The organism is Nonomuraea polychroma, assembly GCF_004011505.1.
Taxonomy (GTDB): domain Bacteria; phylum Actinomycetota; class Actinomycetes; order Streptosporangiales; family Streptosporangiaceae; genus Nonomuraea; species Nonomuraea polychroma.
Genome location: NZ_SAUN01000001.1, coordinates 2262983 through 2279554 on the forward strand (window position 1 = coordinate 2262983; position 16572 = coordinate 2279554).

General features: G+C 71.2%; 15 protein-coding genes. 4 read left to right on the forward strand and 11 right to left on the reverse strand.

The window, feature by feature from the left end:
* Positions 1-12: 12 nt before the first annotated feature.
* On the reverse strand, positions 13-630 hold the full coding sequence (gene dhaL / locus EDD27_RS10055) for a dihydroxyacetone kinase subunit DhaL (protein WP_127932155.1): 618 nt from the start codon (positions 628-630) through the stop codon (positions 13-15).
* A gap of 8 nt (positions 631-638) precedes the next feature.
* Complete coding sequence (gene dhaK / locus EDD27_RS10060) at positions 639-1619, reverse strand: dihydroxyacetone kinase subunit DhaK (RefSeq protein ID WP_127932156.1); 981 nt, start codon at positions 1617-1619, stop codon at positions 639-641.
* A 54-nt stretch (positions 1620-1673) separates the two neighbouring features.
* Here dhaK and EDD27_RS10065 point away from each other — a divergent pair, with 54 nt between their 5' ends.
* Together EDD27_RS10065 and EDD27_RS10070 are read left to right on the forward strand one after the other, a co-directional pair.
* Positions 1674-2840 (forward strand): cytochrome P450, encoded by a 1167-nt coding sequence (locus EDD27_RS10065; protein WP_241563951.1) that lies wholly within the window; start codon positions 1674-1676, stop codon positions 2838-2840.
* Between the two features lie 21 nt (positions 2841-2861).
* Complete coding sequence (locus tag EDD27_RS10070) at positions 2862-3608, forward strand: lysophospholipid acyltransferase family protein (RefSeq protein WP_127932158.1); 747 nt, start codon at positions 2862-2864, stop codon at positions 3606-3608.
* Between the two features lie 240 nt (positions 3609-3848).
* Here the strand turns inward: EDD27_RS10070 and EDD27_RS10075 are convergent, their stop codons facing one another.
* A complete protein-coding gene (locus EDD27_RS10075; protein ID WP_127932159.1) occupies positions 3849-4655 on the reverse strand; it encodes a serine/threonine-protein kinase in 807 nt (268 codons plus the stop codon).
* Positions 4656-4711: 56 nt separating this feature from the next.
* Positions 4712-5962, reverse strand: a complete 1251-nt coding sequence (locus EDD27_RS10080; RefSeq protein WP_127932160.1) for an MFS transporter — start codon at positions 5960-5962, stop codon at positions 4712-4714.
* Positions 5963-6035: 73 nt separating this feature from the next.
* Between EDD27_RS10080 and EDD27_RS10085 the strand changes: the two genes are divergently transcribed.
* Complete coding sequence (locus tag EDD27_RS10085) at positions 6036-6668, forward strand: ArsR/SmtB family transcription factor (protein WP_164903555.1); 633 nt, start codon at positions 6036-6038, stop codon at positions 6666-6668.
* 41 nt (positions 6669-6709) lie between these two features.
* On the opposite strand, the gene EDD27_RS10090 is transcribed toward EDD27_RS10085, so the two are convergent.
* The 5 genes from EDD27_RS10090 to EDD27_RS10110 all read right to left on the reverse strand — a co-directional run bounded on the left by EDD27_RS10090 (position 6710) and on the right by EDD27_RS10110 (position 13270).
* Entirely contained in the window at positions 6710-8845 is a 2136-nt protein-coding gene (locus EDD27_RS10090; protein ID WP_127932162.1) for a serine/threonine-protein kinase, read from the reverse strand.
* A 90-nt stretch (positions 8846-8935) separates the two neighbouring features.
* Positions 8936-9559: a DJ-1/PfpI family protein gene (locus tag EDD27_RS10095; RefSeq protein WP_127932163.1), complete on the reverse strand. Its 624-nt coding sequence runs from the start codon at positions 9557-9559 to the stop codon at positions 8936-8938.
* A 2-nt stretch (positions 9560-9561) separates the two neighbouring features.
* Complete coding sequence (locus tag EDD27_RS10100; RefSeq protein WP_127932164.1) at positions 9562-10524, reverse strand: GlxA family transcriptional regulator; 963 nt, start codon at positions 10522-10524, stop codon at positions 9562-9564.
* A gap of 203 nt (positions 10525-10727) precedes the next feature.
* The gene (gene pruA / locus EDD27_RS10105) at positions 10728-12353 is read right to left on the reverse strand and encodes an L-glutamate gamma-semialdehyde dehydrogenase (protein WP_127932165.1); all 1626 of its coding nucleotides are present in this window, start codon (positions 12351-12353) and stop codon (positions 10728-10730) included.
* Complete coding sequence (locus tag EDD27_RS10110; protein ID WP_127932166.1) at positions 12353-13270, reverse strand: proline dehydrogenase family protein; 918 nt, start codon at positions 13268-13270, stop codon at positions 12353-12355. The genes pruA and EDD27_RS10110 overlap by 1 nt, the downstream gene beginning before the upstream one ends.
* A gap of 75 nt (positions 13271-13345) precedes the next feature.
* Between EDD27_RS10110 and EDD27_RS10115 the strand changes: the two genes are divergently transcribed.
* Positions 13346-14413, forward strand: coding sequence for a PucR family transcriptional regulator (locus EDD27_RS10115; RefSeq protein WP_127932167.1), 1068 nt, complete (start codon positions 13346-13348; stop codon positions 14411-14413).
* Here EDD27_RS10115 and EDD27_RS10120 read toward each other — a convergent pair.
* Together EDD27_RS10120 and EDD27_RS10125 are read right to left on the reverse strand one after the other, a co-directional pair.
* Complete coding sequence (locus EDD27_RS10120) at positions 14398-15111, reverse strand: glycoside hydrolase family 16 protein (protein WP_164903556.1); 714 nt, start codon at positions 15109-15111, stop codon at positions 14398-14400. The two genes, EDD27_RS10115 and EDD27_RS10120, sit on opposite strands and share 16 nt — an antisense overlap.
* Positions 15112-15133: 22 nt before the next feature.
* Entirely contained in the window at positions 15134-16564 is a 1431-nt protein-coding gene (locus tag EDD27_RS10125) for an AAA family ATPase (RefSeq protein WP_127932169.1), read from the reverse strand.
* Positions 16565-16572 lie beyond the last annotated feature (8 nt).

The window sequence follows — 16572 nt, forward strand, 5'->3', positions numbered from 1 at the left end:
CAGGGCGGCGCATCAGGCCGCCACGGTGGCCAGTGCGGCCATGAACAACGCCGCCGACGCCGCACCCGGGTCCTCGTGCCCGATGCTGCGCTCACCCAGGTAACTGGCCCGGCCCTTGCGGGCCTGCATCGGGATCGTCGCCTGAGCGCCCTCCGCCGCCGCCCGCGCCGCCTGCTCGAACGCCTCCCGAACCCCCACACCATCGCGTACGGCCAACGCCAGCGCACGGGACGCCGGCGCCAGCGCGTCCACCATGGTCTTGTCACCCAGAGCCGCCTTGCCCAGCCGCTCCAGCGCCACGACCCCCTCCTCGAACGCCGCCGAGAACCCCGCCAGCGTCACCGGCGCCCGCAGCGCCTTGCCCATCTGGCGAAACACCGAGCCGTACAGCGGCCCGGAAGCCCCTCCCACCCTCCGGATCAGCGTGGCCCCGGCCGACGTCAGCACCTGCACCGGCGTGTCCGGCGGCCACTCGGCCAGCGCCTTGGTCACCTCGGTGAGCCCGCGGTCGAGGTTCGTGCCGTGGTCGGCGTCGCCGATCGCGGCGTCCAGGTCCGTCAGCCGGTCGCGATCCCGGCGTACCAGCCTGGCCGCCTCCTCGAACCACGCCACGAAGAAGGCGGTGTCCATGGTCTCCATCAACGCCCCCAGCGCAGCCCCGGCGTCTCGACCGGCGCGTCCCACAGGCGCGTCAGCGCGTCGTCCAGCAGGCAGACCGTCACCGAGAAGCCCTGCATCTCCAGGCTCGTCACATAATTGCCGACCAGCGAACGCGACACCCGCGCCCCCTTGCCCTTGATGAACGCCGCCACCTCAGCGAACACCACATACAGCTCCATGAGCGGCGTGCCGCCCATGCCGTTCACCATGACGAGCAGGTCGCCGTGGAGCGGCATGTCACCGTGGATCGCCTCCATCGCGACCCCGGCCAGCTCGCGCGCCGACACCATCGGCACCCGCCGGCGCCCGGGCTCGCCGTGGATGCCGATGCCCAGTTCCACCTCGTTGTCCGGCAGGTCGAAGGTCGGCTTGCCGGCGTGCGGTGTCGTACAGGAGGTCAGCGCGATCCCGAACGATCGGCTGCGCTCGTCCACCTCGCTTGCAACCCTGGCCACCTCGGCCAGCGGTGCGCCCTCCTCGGCGAGCGCCCCCGCTGTCTTCTCCACGAACAGCGTGGCGCCGGTGCCGCGGCGGCCCGCCGTGTAGAGGGAGTCCTGCACGGCCACGTCGTCGTCGATCAGCACGCTCGCCACCTCGACGTCCTCGACCAGCTCGGCGGCCATCTCGAAGTTCAGCACGTCGCCGGTGTAGTTCTTGACGATGTGCAGGACGCCCGCGCCGCCGTCCACCGCCTTCGTCGCCTCGATGATCTGGTCGGGCACGGGCGAGGTGAAGATCTCGCCGGGGCAGGCCGCGTCGAGCATGCCGTACCCGACGAACCCGGCATGCAGCGGCTCGTGACCTGAGCCGCCGCCCGAGACCAGGCCGACCTTGCCGGGGCGCGGGCCCTCGGCCCGGTAGACCACCTGATCGCGGATCCGCAGCGAGGGGTGGGCCGCGGCCATGCCGTTCAACGCGTCTTCAACGACGGAGTCGGCCGTGTTGATGAGCTTCTTCATGCTGCCAAGATCTGCCCGTTTTCACTAAGGCGCAAGCGTCGTAGCGTGTACGGAGTGGATGTCGTCTACACACCGTACGATCCGTCGATCAACGACGATCCGTACCCCGTCTACGCGCGGTTACGCCGGGAAGCGCCGATCTACCACAATCCGGACCTCGGCTTCTGGGCCTTGTCCCGGCACGCCGACGTCTCCGCCGCCTTCACCGACTCCGCCCGCTATTCCAGCGACCACGGTCCCATGCTCGATCCGGGCGCGTGGGGGCCGCACGCCCGGACGTTCCTGTCGTTCGTGGCCATGGATCCGCCCGAGCACACCCGCATGCGGGCGATCGTGTCGCGCGCCTTCACGCCGCGCCGGGTTGCCGCACTCGAGCCGATGATCAGGCAGATCGCCCGAGGCTACATCGAGCAGGGCCTGGAGAAGGGCACGTTCGACTTCGCCCGCGATCTGTCGGCCAAGCTGCCGTTCGACGTGATCTCCGAGCTGATGGGCGTGCCGCCGTCCGACCGGGCCGAGATTCGCCGCAAGTCCGACACCCTGGTCAGGTACGACCCGCAGGGCCAGATGGCCGACGCCGGGCTCAAGAGCATCCTGTCCTTCGGCGACTACTACGCCTCGATCATCGCCGATCGCAGGACCACGCCGCATGACGACCTCATCTCGGCTCTCGTGGCCAACGGCGGGCTGACCGACGAGGAGATCGTGGCCTTCATCTTCCTGCTGATCGGGGCCGGCTCGGAGACCACGACACACCTGCTCAGCGCCGCCTGGTACTGGGCGTGGCGCAACCCGGACCAGCGCGCCGCCGCCTTCGGCGGGGCGATCATGCCGTGGGTGGAGGAATCGCTGCGCTACGACACCCCCGCCCACGGACTGGCCCGCCGCCTCACCGAGCCCACGGAGCTGCACGGCACGCTCGTGCCCAAGGACGCCAAGATCTGGCTGCTCATCGGCGCCGCCAACCGGGACGAGTCGGTCTTCCCCGATCCCGACGTCTACGACCTCAGCCGTGACACCTCCCGGGCGATCAGCTTCGGCGTCGGCCGCCACTACTGCCTCGGCGGACCGCTGGCCCGGCTGGAGGCGCGGGTGACGCTGGAGGAGTTGACAAAATCCGTCGCGCCCGGCTACGAGATTCACGAGGAGGGCATCAAGCGCACCGCGCACGGCAACGTACGCGGCATGGTCCGTCTCCCGACCACCGTCAGAGCAACCTGAAGAGACTGCTACCTTCTGGTCATGGCTGAGATCGTGTACCCGCCGGTTATCGCCGCCGCGCGGACCTTGTTTCGCGCGCTCGACATCCGCTTCCACCTGGAGGGGACCGAGCACGTGCCACGGTCCGGGGGAGCGGTGCTGGTGAGCAATCACATCAGCTACCTCGACTTCATCTTCGCCGGGTTCGCCGCGTTGCCGTCGAAGCGGCTGGTGCGGTTCATGGCCAAGCAGGACGTGTTCGAGCATCGGATCTCGGGGCCGCTGATGCGCGGCATGCACCACATCCCGGTCGATCGGGGCGCGGGTGCGGGATCGTACGCGACGGCGCTGCGGATGTTGAAGGCCGGCGAGGTGGTGGGCGTCTTCGCCGAGGCCACGATCAGCCGGTCGTTCACCGTCAAGGAGATCAAGAACGGCGCGATCCGGATGGCCCAGGCCACCAACACGCCGATCATCCCGGTGGCGTTGTGGGGCAGCCAGCGGCTGTGGACGAAGGGCCGGCCGCGCAAGCTGCTGCAGCGGCATGTGCCCCTCACCATCCTGGTGGGGGAGCCGATGCACCCGAAACGCGGCGAGGACGTCAACCAGCACACCGCCGACCTGCACGCCCGCATGTCGGATCTCCTGGACCGGGCCCAGCGCACCTACCCGGAGATCCCGCCGGGGGTGTGGTGGCAGCCCGCCCACCTGGGCGGCACCGCCCCGACCCCGGAGGAGGCCGCGGCCATGGACGCGGCCGAGGCCGAGGCAAGAGCCAAGAAGGCGTAGCCCGGCGGCTGCCCCCAGCACACGCCCCGCGCTCGGCCCTCCGACTTGGCGTGCGGCTCGGTTCAATCCGGCCGCGGCGTGCCCGGCCTCGGCCCCGGAGCGGGACAAGCCTCTGGGAGGCCGACAGCTCCGTGGGATCCGTAGCGCCAGTGGGGCGACACCCGCAGTGGGGCAGCTTCGTGGCCGCCAGTGGTGCTTGATGGGCGTGGTGGGTGCCGACCCGGGAGTCGGGTCGGCGGGTCAGATGGCGGCCTGGAACGAGCTGGCGCGCATGCCGGCCAGCAGCCCCGCCGTCTGCTCCGGCGTGAACCGGCGCACGGGGTCGTGGTGCAGCAGCCCTTCGATCAGCGGGCGCATCACCCCGGCCCGGCGGGGCGGCGGGTAGGGGCCGCTCCTGGCCATGCCGAGCACCGTGGCGGCGTCCTGACCGGGATAAGGCGGCTGGCCTTCGACGGCGCTGTAGAGGGTGGCGCCGAAGGACCACATGTCGGCCTCCTTGCTGGCGGGCCCGCCGTGGAGCCGCTCGGGCGCCATGAAGGCAGGCGTGCCGCGCAGCCGCCGCGACGTCGTCATCCGGATGTCGCCCTCGGCCGTCGCGATGCCGAAGTCGGTCAGCACCACCCGGTCGCCGGTCAGCATGACATTGGCGGGCTTCACGTCGCGGTGCAGCACCCCGGCCTGGTGGGCCGTGCGCAGCGCGGCGAGCAGGTGCTGCCCGATCGCGGCCACCGACTGCGCCGGCAGCGTGCCGACCTGAGACAGCAACTGGTGCAACGAGAGCCCGTCGAGGTACTCCATGACGATCCAGAGCTTGCCGCCCTCTTCGATCAGGTCGTGCACTGTGACGATATTGGGGTGCGTCAGCCCGGCGGCCATCCTGGCCTCACGCAGCACCCGGCGGCGAACCATCTCGACCTCACCGGCCAAGGTCAGCTCCTTGAGTGCCACCGTACGGTGGAGGAGCTGATCGAACGCACGCCAGACGACTCCCATACCCCCACGACCGGCCTCCTCATTCAGGAGGTACCGTCCGCCGATCTTCCGCATACCATCCCCTCAAGCTCGGGGATAATCATGTCACTTCAGCACAGTGTCTAGGGTGACTAACGTGATCCGGATATGTCGGAAAGTATGGGTGCGCTGGTCAGCGGCTTAGAAATTCGTTCCGACAACGCGCGCCACACCAGTCCGACAGCCGCCAGACACACGCCTGCCGCGCCCAGGAGGACGGCCGCGATGCCCGCGAATTCGGCCACGACGCCACCGAGCGCCGCCCCCAGGGGCATCCCGCCCATCCCGAGGAGCCGGTAGGCCGAATTGACCCGGCCGAGCAGCTCCGCCGGGATCAGCCGATGCCGGATGGAGATCACCAGCACGTTGCCCCCGGCTCCCACCAGGCCCCACAAGACAGCGGTCGGGTAGAGCGCCCAGGGGGACGGCATGATCACGGGGGCCAGGAGCAGGAGGCTGCTGACCAGCCACGCGCCCACCACCGTGCGGAAGTCGCCGAAGATCCCCGCGGCCCGGCCGGCCAGCACGGACCCGAACACCGCGCCGACGGCGAAGGCCGTGGTCATCAGGCCGTACTCGCCCGGCTCCAGCCCCATCATCGACCCGTCGCCCACCGCCCACAGGACGAAGACGGCGAAGTATGCGGCATTGGCCAGGTTGAGCAGGCCCGCCGAGATCGCCAGGCTCCGCAGCACGCGATGGGACCACAGGTAACGCAGCGCCTCGCCGATGTCGCGGCGCAGCGGGCCGCGCGCGGAACCGGGATCGGGCAGCCGGTACGTGCCCCGCATGCCCAGCAGGAGCAGCCCCGCGGCGGCGTACAGCAGGGCCGGGGCGCCGAAGACGACGGCGGGCAGCACCCCGACCAGGAGCCCGGCCACGGGGGCGCCGATGAAGTCGTTGCCGATCATCTGGGCGCTGGAGACGCGGCCGTTGGCCTTCGTGATGCGGTCGGCGGTCACCGTCATGGGAAGGATGGACTGCGCGGACAGGTCGGCGAAGACCTCCGTCACACCGGCCGCCAGCACGGCGACGAGCAGCACCCACAGGTCCAGCCGGCCGAGCGCCGCCAGGAGAGCGACGGCGGCGAGGATCGCGGCGCGGGCGGCGTTGGCCACCGCCATGACGCGGCGGCGATCGGCCCGGTCGGCGATCGCGCCCGCGTGCAGCGCCAGCAGCAGCCACGGCAGGGTGGCGGCGGCGCCCACGAGCGAGACCAGGGTGGGGGAGCGGGTCATCGACACGGCCAGCAAGGGCGCGCCGATCTTCAGCACACCGTCGGCGAGGTTGGACAGCGCGGTGGACGACCACAGGAAAGAGAACGACCGCCCGAGACGGGACACGGCTCACTCCACTAGGTTAGACATATACAAAAGAAAGTGTGCATAGATTTCTTTGCAAAGATAGGCTTGCATAGTGACGCAAGGCAAGAGCTTCTCCGCCCGTACGCTCGACACGAACGCACTGAAGTCGTTCGCGCACCCCCTGCGACTGCGGATCTACGAGCTGCTGGACGAACACGGGCCGTCCACGGCCACCCGGCTCGCCGCACTGCTCGGCCAGAACACGGGAGCGACCAGCTACCACCTCAGAGAGCTGGCCAGGCACGGCATGATCGAGGTCGTGCCGGAGATGGGGCGCGGCAAGGAGAAGTACTGGCGCATCACACCCGGAGGCTTCTCGTACGGCGAGCCGGATTCCGATCCCGAGACGGCGAGCGCGCTGGAGTTCCTGCTTGACGACCTGGTGCGCCAGCGCGGCGAGGAACTGGCCCGGTGGCGCGAGGAGGAGGCGGGGGCACCCGAGGAGTGGGTGCGGGTGAGCGGGTTCGGGCGGCGGTCGCTGCGGCTCACGCCCGAGGAGACCGGGGAACTGCGGGACGAGGTGTTCGCGGTGCTGGAGAGGTACCGGGCGCTGTCGGACCGCAGGGAGGTGGAGTCGCCTGCTCCCCGCGATCCGTCGCTCGGGCGTGTGGTCATCCACTTCGACGTGCTGCCGGTGGGAGCCGGCCGGGGCACGCCGGGCGAGACCACATCGCCCGGCTCATGATCCGGCTCGAGCATGGCGGGCACGTTCGCGGCCGGACTGCTCTACGGGGAGGCTGGGCCGAGGCTCCATCCTGTGACGTTTCCCGTGACGTCGCCCGCGGCCAGCCAGGACTCCCCGTCGTCCTCGGCGATCACGACCGAGTAGACGCGCCCGCCGGGAGACTTCAGCGGGTCGCCGATCGGCTTGCCGCTGCGCAGGTCCCAGACACGGATGGTCCCGTCGAACCCGCCGGAGGCGACGATCGCGCGACCCTTGACCCGGCCCACCGCCAGGCAGGCGACCTCGGCCGCGTGGCCGGAGAACGACGTGATCTCCCGGCCGTTGCGGAGGTCCCAGACGCGCACCTTGTGGTCGGAACCACCGCTGATCCCCAGAGGCTGGCCGTCCATCACCGCGGTCGCCACGGTGAAGACGTCACCGGTGTGGCCGCGGAAGGTGGCGCCCAGGGCGCCGGTCTCCAGGCTCCACACCTGCGCGGTGTCGTCGGCCGACGCGGTCACCGCGAACGGGTGCCCGTCCATCGTGCCGGTCGCGACGCCGAACATCGGGTCGCCGCCCGCCGTCTTGGGCTGGGGCCCGGAGTCCTTGCCCGTCTTCGGGTCCCACACGTGGACCTTTCCGGCCTCGTCGCCGCTGACCAGGACCGTCTTGCCCGACACCTGGGCTGAGGCGATCGTGTAGACGATCTTCTGGTGGCCTCTGTAGGTGGGGCCGAGCGGCTCAAGGCTCTCCCCGCCGGAGACGATGACCCCACCGTTCTGCAGCCGCTGGAACATGGCCGCCTGACCGTCCACCTCGCCCACGTCGATGGCGGCGCGCGTCTCCTCGCCGCCGGAGTTCTTCAATGTGGTCAGCTCGCTGGGGCGCGTATCGAACTTCCACGCCTTGGCCACGCCCTTGGTGCTGCCGGCCAGCACCGCTCGCTGTCCGCCGTAGGTGCTCACCGCCAGGGTGTTCACCTCGCCGCCGAGAGTGGCCTTCGCCACCAGCCTGCCGTACGGCCGGGCGCCGACGCCGGCCGTCGCCGACGTCATGCCCGTCTTCGCCGAGGGCGTGGGTGTCGCCGTGGAGTCGTTCCCTCCTTGCAGGGCCACCACGATCACACTCACCAGCACCGCCACGGCGGCGGCCGAGCCCGCCACCAGGAGCCTGGACCGCTTCCGGCGGCGATGGTCTGTGATGAGGACGGCGGGCGGAGCGCCACCCGTGGGCGGCGTTCCTGGAGCGGGTGTCCCGGAGGGCCAGGCGGAGGTCGGCGCGGCCGGCGGCATGCCGGCAGAAGGCGCCCAAGCGGGTGTCACCCCGGCCTGAGGATCCCCGGCCGGGGGAGCTCCGATCGGGTGAGCGGCCGGGTCACCGCCGACGGGCTTGGTCAAGGTCTGGCCGTGGCCGAGGAGGAGGTGGAGGACCTCGGCTGCCGTGGGGCGTTCCTGCGGCGCCTTGGCCAGGCAGCGGGCGAGAAGGGCGCGCAGGGGCTCGGAGACTCCGTCCAGATCCGGCTGGGCGTTGAGGATGCGGTACATCACCGCGGGCAGCGTGTCCTGGCCGAAGGACGGGCGCCCGGTGGCGGCGAAGCCCACGGTCACCGCCCAGCTGAACACGTCGGACGCGGGCTGCGCCGGCTCACCGTGGATCAGCTCGGGAGCCATGTACGCCGGGGTGCCCACCGAGCCGCCGGTGGCGGTGAGGTCGATCGCGCGCGCGATGCCGAAGTCGATCACTCGGGGGCCGTCGGAGCCCAGCAGGACGTTGGACGGCTTGAAGTCGCGGTGGACGATCCCGGCCCGGTGGATCGCCGCGAGCGCGGTCGCCGTGCTGACCGCGATGCGGTCGAGCGCGCCGCCCGACCTGGGTCCGTGCTCGCGGACGGAATTCTCCAGCGACAAGCCGTCGACGAACTCCGACACGATGTAGGGCCTGTCGCCGTCGACCGCCACGTCCAGCACGCGGGCCGTGCAGAACGCCGCCACCCGCATGGCCGCGTCCACCTCGCGTAAGAACCGCTCGCGCGCCTCGCTGCTCCCCGCCAGCCTGGCGTGCAGCACCTTGACCGCCACCCGCTCGCCCGAGGCGTTCTCGGCCAGGTAGACCACACCCTGCCCGCCCTCACCGAGGCCCGCCACGATGCGGTAGTCACCCAGCCGGGTCGGCTCGCCAGCGTGTAGAGGGCGGAACATGGTTCCCGAAGATACACGTCCAGTGCGATCAAGGGCGATGCCGCGATTCGCGGTGGGAGCCGCCCGAGACGCGCCCCAGGCGATCGCGCCTCAGACGATGAGCTTGAGCGCGCGCTCGGACGTTCCTTCCGGCGCGCTCTTCGGAGATCCGGCGTGGAACGGCGGCTGCGGGTCGTACTCGATGGCCAGCTGCACGGCCTGCGCAGTCGCCACGTCGGTGGCCTGCCCCAGCAGCGTCAGCGCCATGTCGATCCCCGCCGACACACCCGCGGCGGTCACGATCTTGCCCTGGGTCACCACGCGCTCGCTCACCGGCTCCGCCCCGGCCTGCCGGAGCATGTCCAGGACGGCCCAGTGGCTGGTCGCCTCCAGACCCTCCAGCAGTCCGGCGGCCCCGAGCAGGAGCGAGCCGCTGCAGACGGAGGTCGTCCACCGGGTGTGCTCGTGGGTCTGCCGGATCCACGCCAGCAGCGCCTCGTCGGACATCGCCTCGAGGGTCCCCGGGCCGCCCGGCACCACGATCAGGTCGGGGCGGCCCACATCCGCGTACGAGGCCGTGGCGGTGAGGGTGAGGCTGCCCTGGTCGTCGGTCACCGGCCCGGCCTGCGCCGCGACGAGCGTGACCGTCCAGCCGGGTGCGAAGGCCAGCACCGTGTACGGGCCGACCACGTCGAGCGCGGTGAAACGGGGATAGAGCGGGATGGCCACGTGCATGGCTACTTCTCCTTCGATTGGAAGCGGCGACGGTGATCGCCGGGTGAGATCCGCCAGTGGCGTCGGAAGACGCGGTAGAGGGTCTCTGGTGTGCCGAGCCCCGACTCCCTGGCCACCGTGTCGAGCGGGTGGTCGGTGACCTCCAGGAGCCGCCTGGCGGCATCGGCCCGGCTGCGTTCGACGTACCGGCCGGGGGACAGGCCCGTCTGCTGCGTGAAGACGCGGGAGAAGTGGCGCTCGCTCATCCCCGCGCGCAGTGCGAGCGCGGGCACGCTCAGGTCCGCCTCCGGATGGGCGTCGATGTACGCCTGGAGCTCCCGCAGCGGCTCGCTGCGCGGCGTCAGCGTCCGCATCGGCATGCTGAACTGGCTCTGCCCGCCCGGCCGGTGCAGGTACACCACGAGCCCGCAGGCGACGTCACGCGCCAGCTCGTGACCGTGGTCCCGGGCCACCAGCGCGAGTGCGAGGTCCACGCCGGACAGCACACCCGCCGAGGTCCACACGTGGCCGTCCTCGATGTAGAGAGGATCGGCGTCCACCTCGACGCACGCGTACCGGGACTGGAGGTCGTGGGCGGCCAGCCAGTGCGTGGTGGCCCGCCGGTGGTCCAGCAGCCCGGCCTCGGCCAGCAGGAAGGCGCCGTTGCACACCGAGGCCACGCGCCGCGCCGTGCCCGCCAGCCTGGCGATGCCCCCGACCAGCTTCTCGTCCTTCACCTGCGCCGGCATGGTCAGGCCGCCCACCACGAGCAGCGTGTCGACGGGGCCCTCGACCTCACCGAGCACCGCCGCGGTGACCTCGAGGCCGTTCCCGGCCGGGACGGCGCCCCCGCGCGGGGACGCCACCTCCACCCGGTACCCGCCCTCGGACACGAGCAGGTCCGCCGTCGCGAACACGTCGGCAGGACCGGCCATGTCGAGCAGCTGGAAACCGGGGAAGACAACGATCAGGACCCGCCGATGCATGCCTTCATGCTGGTCGCGACCCCGGGATGGCGTCAACGACACAGGTATTGCACATTACGCCAAAGGTCCTGCTCGCCGGGAACGACCCAGGTGCCACCCGGGGCCGGGGCATTGAACGCCTGCCGTCCGGGAAAGATCAGCCTCAGCGAACGCCGAGAGCCCCCGGGGGCAGGACCCGGAGGCTCTCGGTGACCAGGCGGGAATCAGCCCATGTGCGGATAACGGTGGTCGGTGGGCGGGACGAACGTCTCCTTGATCGTGCGGGCGTTCACCCACCGGATCAGGTTGAAGATCGAGCCCGCCTTGTCGTTGGTGCCCGACGCGCGGGCGCCGCCGAACGGCTGCTGCCCCACGACCGCGCCGGTCGGCTTGTCGTTGACGTAGAAGTTGCCCGCCGCGAAGCGCAGCCGCTCCGAGGCGGCGGCGATGGCGTAGCGGTCCTGCGCGATGATCGACCCGGTCAGCGCGTACGGCGCGATGCCCTCCATCTGGTCGAGCACCTGGTCGAAGTCGCGGTCCTCGTAGACGTGCACGCCGAGGATCGGGCCGAAGTACTCCTTGACGAAGATCTCGTCGGCAGGGTCGGCGCACTCCAGGATGGTCGGCTTCACGAAATATCCGACGCTGTCGTCGTACGAGCCGGTGAGGACGTCGATGTTCGAGGCCGCCCGCGCCCGGTCGATGGCCGCCTTGTGCTTGGCGAACGCCCGGTCGTCGATGACCGCGCCCATGAACGTCGACAGGTCGCCGGAGACGTCACCCACGGTCAGCGACTCGGTGGTGGCGACGAAGTCGTCACGCATCCGGTTCCAGACCGAGCGCGGCACGTACGCCCGGGAGGCCGCCGAGCACTTCTGTCCCTGGTACTCGAACGCGCCCCTGATCAGCGCCGTCGTGAGGACGCCTGGGTCGGCGGACGGGTGGGCCACCACGAAGTCCTTGCCGCCGGTCTCGCCGACGATGCGCGGGTAGCCGCGGTAGGAGGCGATGTTCTCGCCCACCGTGCGCCACAGGTGCTGGAACGTCGCCGTGGAGCCGGTGAAGTGGATGCCGGCCAGCTCGGGGTGCGCGAGGGCCACCTCGGAGATGGCCTGCCCGTTGCCGGTGACCATGTTGATCACGCCGGGCGGCAGCCCGGCCGCCTCCAGCAGCCGCATCGTGAAGTGCGCGGCGAACTGCTGCGTCGGCGACGGCTTCCAGATGACGACATTCCCCATCAAAGCGGCGGATGTCGGCAAATTTCCGGCGATGGCGCTGAAGTTGAACGGCGTGATCGCGAGCACGAACCCCTCGAGCGGCCGGTACTCCATCCTGTTCCACACGCCGGGCGACGAGGCCGGCTGCTCGGCGTAGAGCTGCCGGGCGTAGGCCACGTTGAACCGCAGGAAGTCGATCAGCTCACACGCCGAGTCGATCTCCGCCTGGTACGCCGACTTCGACTGGCCCAGCATCGTGGCCGCGTTGAGCGTCGCCCGCCACGGCCCGGCCAGCAGGTCGGCCGCCTTGAGGAAGACCGCCGCCCGCTCGTCGAACGACAGCGCCCGCCACGCGGGAGCCGCCTGCCGCGCGGCCGAGATCGCGTCCCGCACGTCCTGGGCCGTAGCGTCGTTGGTACGGCCCAGGACGGAGGCATGGTTGTGCGGCTGCACCACGTCGATGGGCACGCCGCCGCCGAGCCGCTGCTCGCCGCCGATGGTCATGGTGAGGTCGATCGACGCCCCGGCCAGTTCCTTGACGCGGTCCTCCAGCGCGCTGCGCTCGGCGCTGCCCGGCGCGTAGCCGTACACCCGCTCGTTGGCGGGAACGGGGACATTGCTGATGGCATCCATTACTTACCCCCAAGGGCACGAAGGAAGAAGGCGACGTTGGCCGGGCGCTCGGCCAGGCGGCGCATGAAGTAGCCGTACCAGTCGTCGCCGTACGGGACGTAGACGCGGACCGTGTGACCGGCCCCGGCCAGGGCCTCCTGCCGGTCGGTCCGGATTCCATAAAGCATCTGGAACTCGTGGTCGCCGATCGTCCGCCCGTACCGGTCGGCGAGCAGCTCCGTGATCGCGATCATGCGGTCGTCGTGCGTCGCCACCATGGGGTAACCCTTCCCCGCCATGAGGATCCGCAGGCATCGCACGTACGCCTTGTCGACGGCGGTCTTCCCCTGGTGCGCGACCGAGGCGGGTTCGCGGTAGGCGCCCTTGACCAGCCGCACCCGGGAGCCCTCCGCCGCCAGGTCGCGGCAGTCCTCCTCGCTGCGGAACAGGTACGCCTGGATCGCCACGCCCGTCGACGGGTAGTCCTCGCGCAGCTTGCGCAGGATGCCGAGCGTGGAGTCGACCGTGGTGTGGTCCTCCATGTCGAGCGTGACGGCCGAGCCGTTCGCCGCGGCGGCGGCGCAGATCTCGCGGGCGTGCTCCAGCGCCATCGTCTCGTCGAGCCGCTGCCCGACGGCCGACAACTTCACCGACACCTCGCCCCCGGCGCCCAGCTCCAGCGGCCGCAGCGCCGTCAGCAGGGTGATGTAGGCGTCCGCGGTGGCCTCGGCGGCCCGCGCGTCCCGCGTCTCCTCGCCGAGGTGGTCGATCGTGACCGACAGTCCGGCGTCACGCAGCCGTTCGACGGCGGCGCGGGCCTCCCCGGCGGTCTCGCCCGCGACGAACCGCTGGACCACCTTCCTGGTGAGCGGGAAGCCGGACACGGCACGACGTACGACACCGCTCCCGGAGGCGGCGAGCAGCAGTTGACCGAGCATGTGCTCAGTCTAAAAACGCAGCTCAGAGGGGGCCATCGACGTGCGTAACGCGGCGTGTGGCAGGCTGTTGTACAAATGTACGACTCGGCTGACCTCCAAGAGCTCGTCGACGAGATCGCCGCCCGGCTGGGGGCGTCCGCGACGCTGGAGGACCGCACGTTCCGGCTGCTGGCCTACGGCGCGCAGCACGGCGACATCGACACGGTCCGCCAGGAGTCCATCCTGCGCAGGCGCGCCACCGGCGAGGTGCGCGACTACTTCGAGCGCTACGGCATCGCCAGGGCCGAAGGCCCGGTCAGGATCCCCGGCGACGCCGCGCTCAAGGTCCTGGCCAGGGTGTGCTGGCCGCTGCGGCACGGCGACGTCGTCTACGGCTACCTGTGGCTGCTGGATTCGGGCGCGCTCACCGACGAGCGGCTGCGCTCGGCCGCGCCGCTTGTGGCCAGGGCCGCCGCCGCGCTCGCCCAGGAGGCCAGGAGCCGCCGCGACCTCGGGCGCGACCTGCTCGCGCTGTTCTCACCCGACCCGGAGGAACGCGCGGGCGCCTCCATCGAGGTGCCCGGGCCGGTCACGGCCATCGCCGTACGCGAGTCGCAGGAACGCCTCGCCGCACTCTGGACGCTTCCGCGCGGTGTCCTGGCCCGCCCCGGCTCACCGGTCGCCCTCCTGGCGCCCGCCCATCTGGCCGGCGAGGTGGCGCAGACGGTCCAGAGCGCGTACGGCACCGCGGCCGGCCTCGGCGCCCCCCGGACCGACCCGGCCGACGCCTGGCTGAGCTGGCGCGAGGCCCGCCAGGCGCTGCGCATCGCCGAGCACTTCCCGCGGCACGCTCCCGTCGCCCGCTGGGAGGACCTGGGCGTGCACCGCCTGCTGGCCCGTCTCGGTCGGCCGGACCTGCGCGAGCTGGCGGCCGAGACCGCGGCCCTGGACGCGGAGCTGGCCCAGACCGTGGAGGTCTACCTCGACCGCGGCGGCCACGCCCAGAAGGCGGCCGCCGAGCTCGGCATCCACCGGCAGACGCTCTACTACCGGCTGGGCAAGGCCGAGCGCCTCACCCACCGGGACCTGTCGGACGGCGACGACCGCCTGGCCGTGCACCTGGGGCTCAAGGCCGCCAGGCTGCTCGGTCAGGACGGCTTGTAGACCTTCACCCAGTCGACGTACATCGACACGGTGGCCGGCGTCGAGGCGTCCCGGCAGCGGGGCTCGCACACCACGTCGTTCTGCAGCGCCAGGCCCATCCGGCCGCCGTCGGGCACGTACGCGCCGCGGTAGTCCCACACCTTCCTGCCGTCCAGCCAGAACGTCAGCCGCCCCGGCAGCCAGTCCACGGCCACCGTGTGCCAGCGGGTGAAGTCCGCCCGCAACTGCCGCTGGGCCTGGCCCTGACCGCCGTGCACGAAGATGCCGCCGCCCTGCCGCTTCGGGTCCACGATCTCGGCGAAGTTCACCTCGGCGTAGCCGCCGCCCTGGCCCTGCGCCGTCGGCCACAGCAGTGCCACCGGCGTGTAACCGGCGCCCGCCTCGGCCCGGAACCTGACCTCCCACCGGCCGTACTTCTGCGCGTGCCGGGTGGCCACGCCGCCCGACAGGTCCTTGCCGCCGTACATGCCGCCCTTGAGGCGCAGCACGCCGTTCGACACGCTTGCCGCCCGGCCCGTGCGGGGATTCCGCTCGGCAGTGGGGGAGTGGTAGATCATCCACTTGGCCGTGTTGATGGACGAGCCGTTGAAGTTCTCGACGAGGACGGGGGCGCCCCACGTGTGTGCTTGCGCGGTCTGGGGAAGCGCGGCGACGCTCAGGAGCGCCGCCGCGGCCGTGATCGAACTGCGTCTGAGCATGCGCCCCATAGAAGCAAAAATTTCACTCCGGTAACAGCCCATTCATCTCATCCAGCGCAGGGCCCATGGGATCCCGGGCTCCGAGCAGGGAGCGGGTCAGCGCCTCGTGGTCGCGCAGCATCTCCTCCAGCGCCTGCGACAGATGCTCGGCCGACAACCGCTCCGCGGAGCCGTCCGCGGCCAGGCCCGCCAGCACCGCCCTCCGCAGCAGCTCCTTGAAGAACGAGGCCGTCATGCCCTCGGTCCTGGACACCAGCGGCTCCAGATCCCCTTCCGGCAGCAGGTCGCCGCCATAGAGCCGCAGCAGCGCGGCCCGGCAGCGCGCGTCCGGCCTGGGCACCTCCACGGCCAGGTCCACCCGGCCCGGCCGGTTGGCCAGGGCCTCCTCCAGCACCTCGGCCCGGTTCGTGGTGAGCACGAACGTGACGTCCGCGTCGGCGCCGATCCCGTCCATCGCGTCGAACAGCGTGAACAGCAGCGGGCTGCCCTCCATGGACAAACGGCGGTCGTGTGCCACGAGGTCCACGTCCTCCACGACCACGATGGACGGCTGCAGCCGCCGGGCCAGCGCCGCCGCCTCCGAGATGGCGCCCACTGCCGTGCCGGCCATGACCACGACCGTCACGCCCGGCATGCGCCCCATCAGGTAGCGCACGGTGTGGGTCTTGCCGGTGCCGGGCGGGCCGTGCAGCAGCAGGCCCCGCTTGAGGTGCTGGCCGCGGGCCACCAGCGCCTCGGCGTTGCGGCCGATGCCGACCACGTGCCGCTCGATCCTCTCCAGCACCCCGTCCGGCAGGATCACCTCCTCCGGGGCGAGCGACGGGCGCGGCAGGAACGACACCAGGTTGTTGCCCATGTGCTCGGAGACGCCGAACGTGAGGATCTGGCCCCGGAGCACGTCGTGGCGCCGCGTCAGCCGCTCGATCTCCTCCCTGGCGGCGGTGGCGCTCGCGCGGGAGGCCGCGATCACCTCCACCCGGCAGCCCTCGCCGACGTACCTGTCGGAGGGTCCGCGCAGGCCGACCACGATGGGGGAGCCGTCCGGCGCCGACGTCAGCACCAGGCCGAAGTTCACCACCTCGACCGACTCGTCCGGGCCGACGGCCGCGGTGGCGTAGTCGACGGCGCCGATCTCGTACATCTCGAAGCCGCGCGCGGCCGTGGACAGGATGTCGATCGTGTCGTTGTGCTCGCGGCCCTGCCCCGACACCCCGAACCAGTCCGCCCCGCCCCGGGCCCGCAGGTACGCGTCCACGCCGCGCTGCAGGCCGGCGTGCTCCCAGCCGTTGAAGCGCTGGGTGACGCAGACCAGGTCCTTGAGCGCGCAGCCCACGTGCCCGGTCACCCTCGCCACCAGCTCGGGCGTGGGCCGGGACTCGTCGATCATGGTGGCGGCCTCGTGCAGCAGCTTCTTGAGCGCCTGTGCCAGCGACCGTGCCTCATCGATCTCCATGCGCGCCA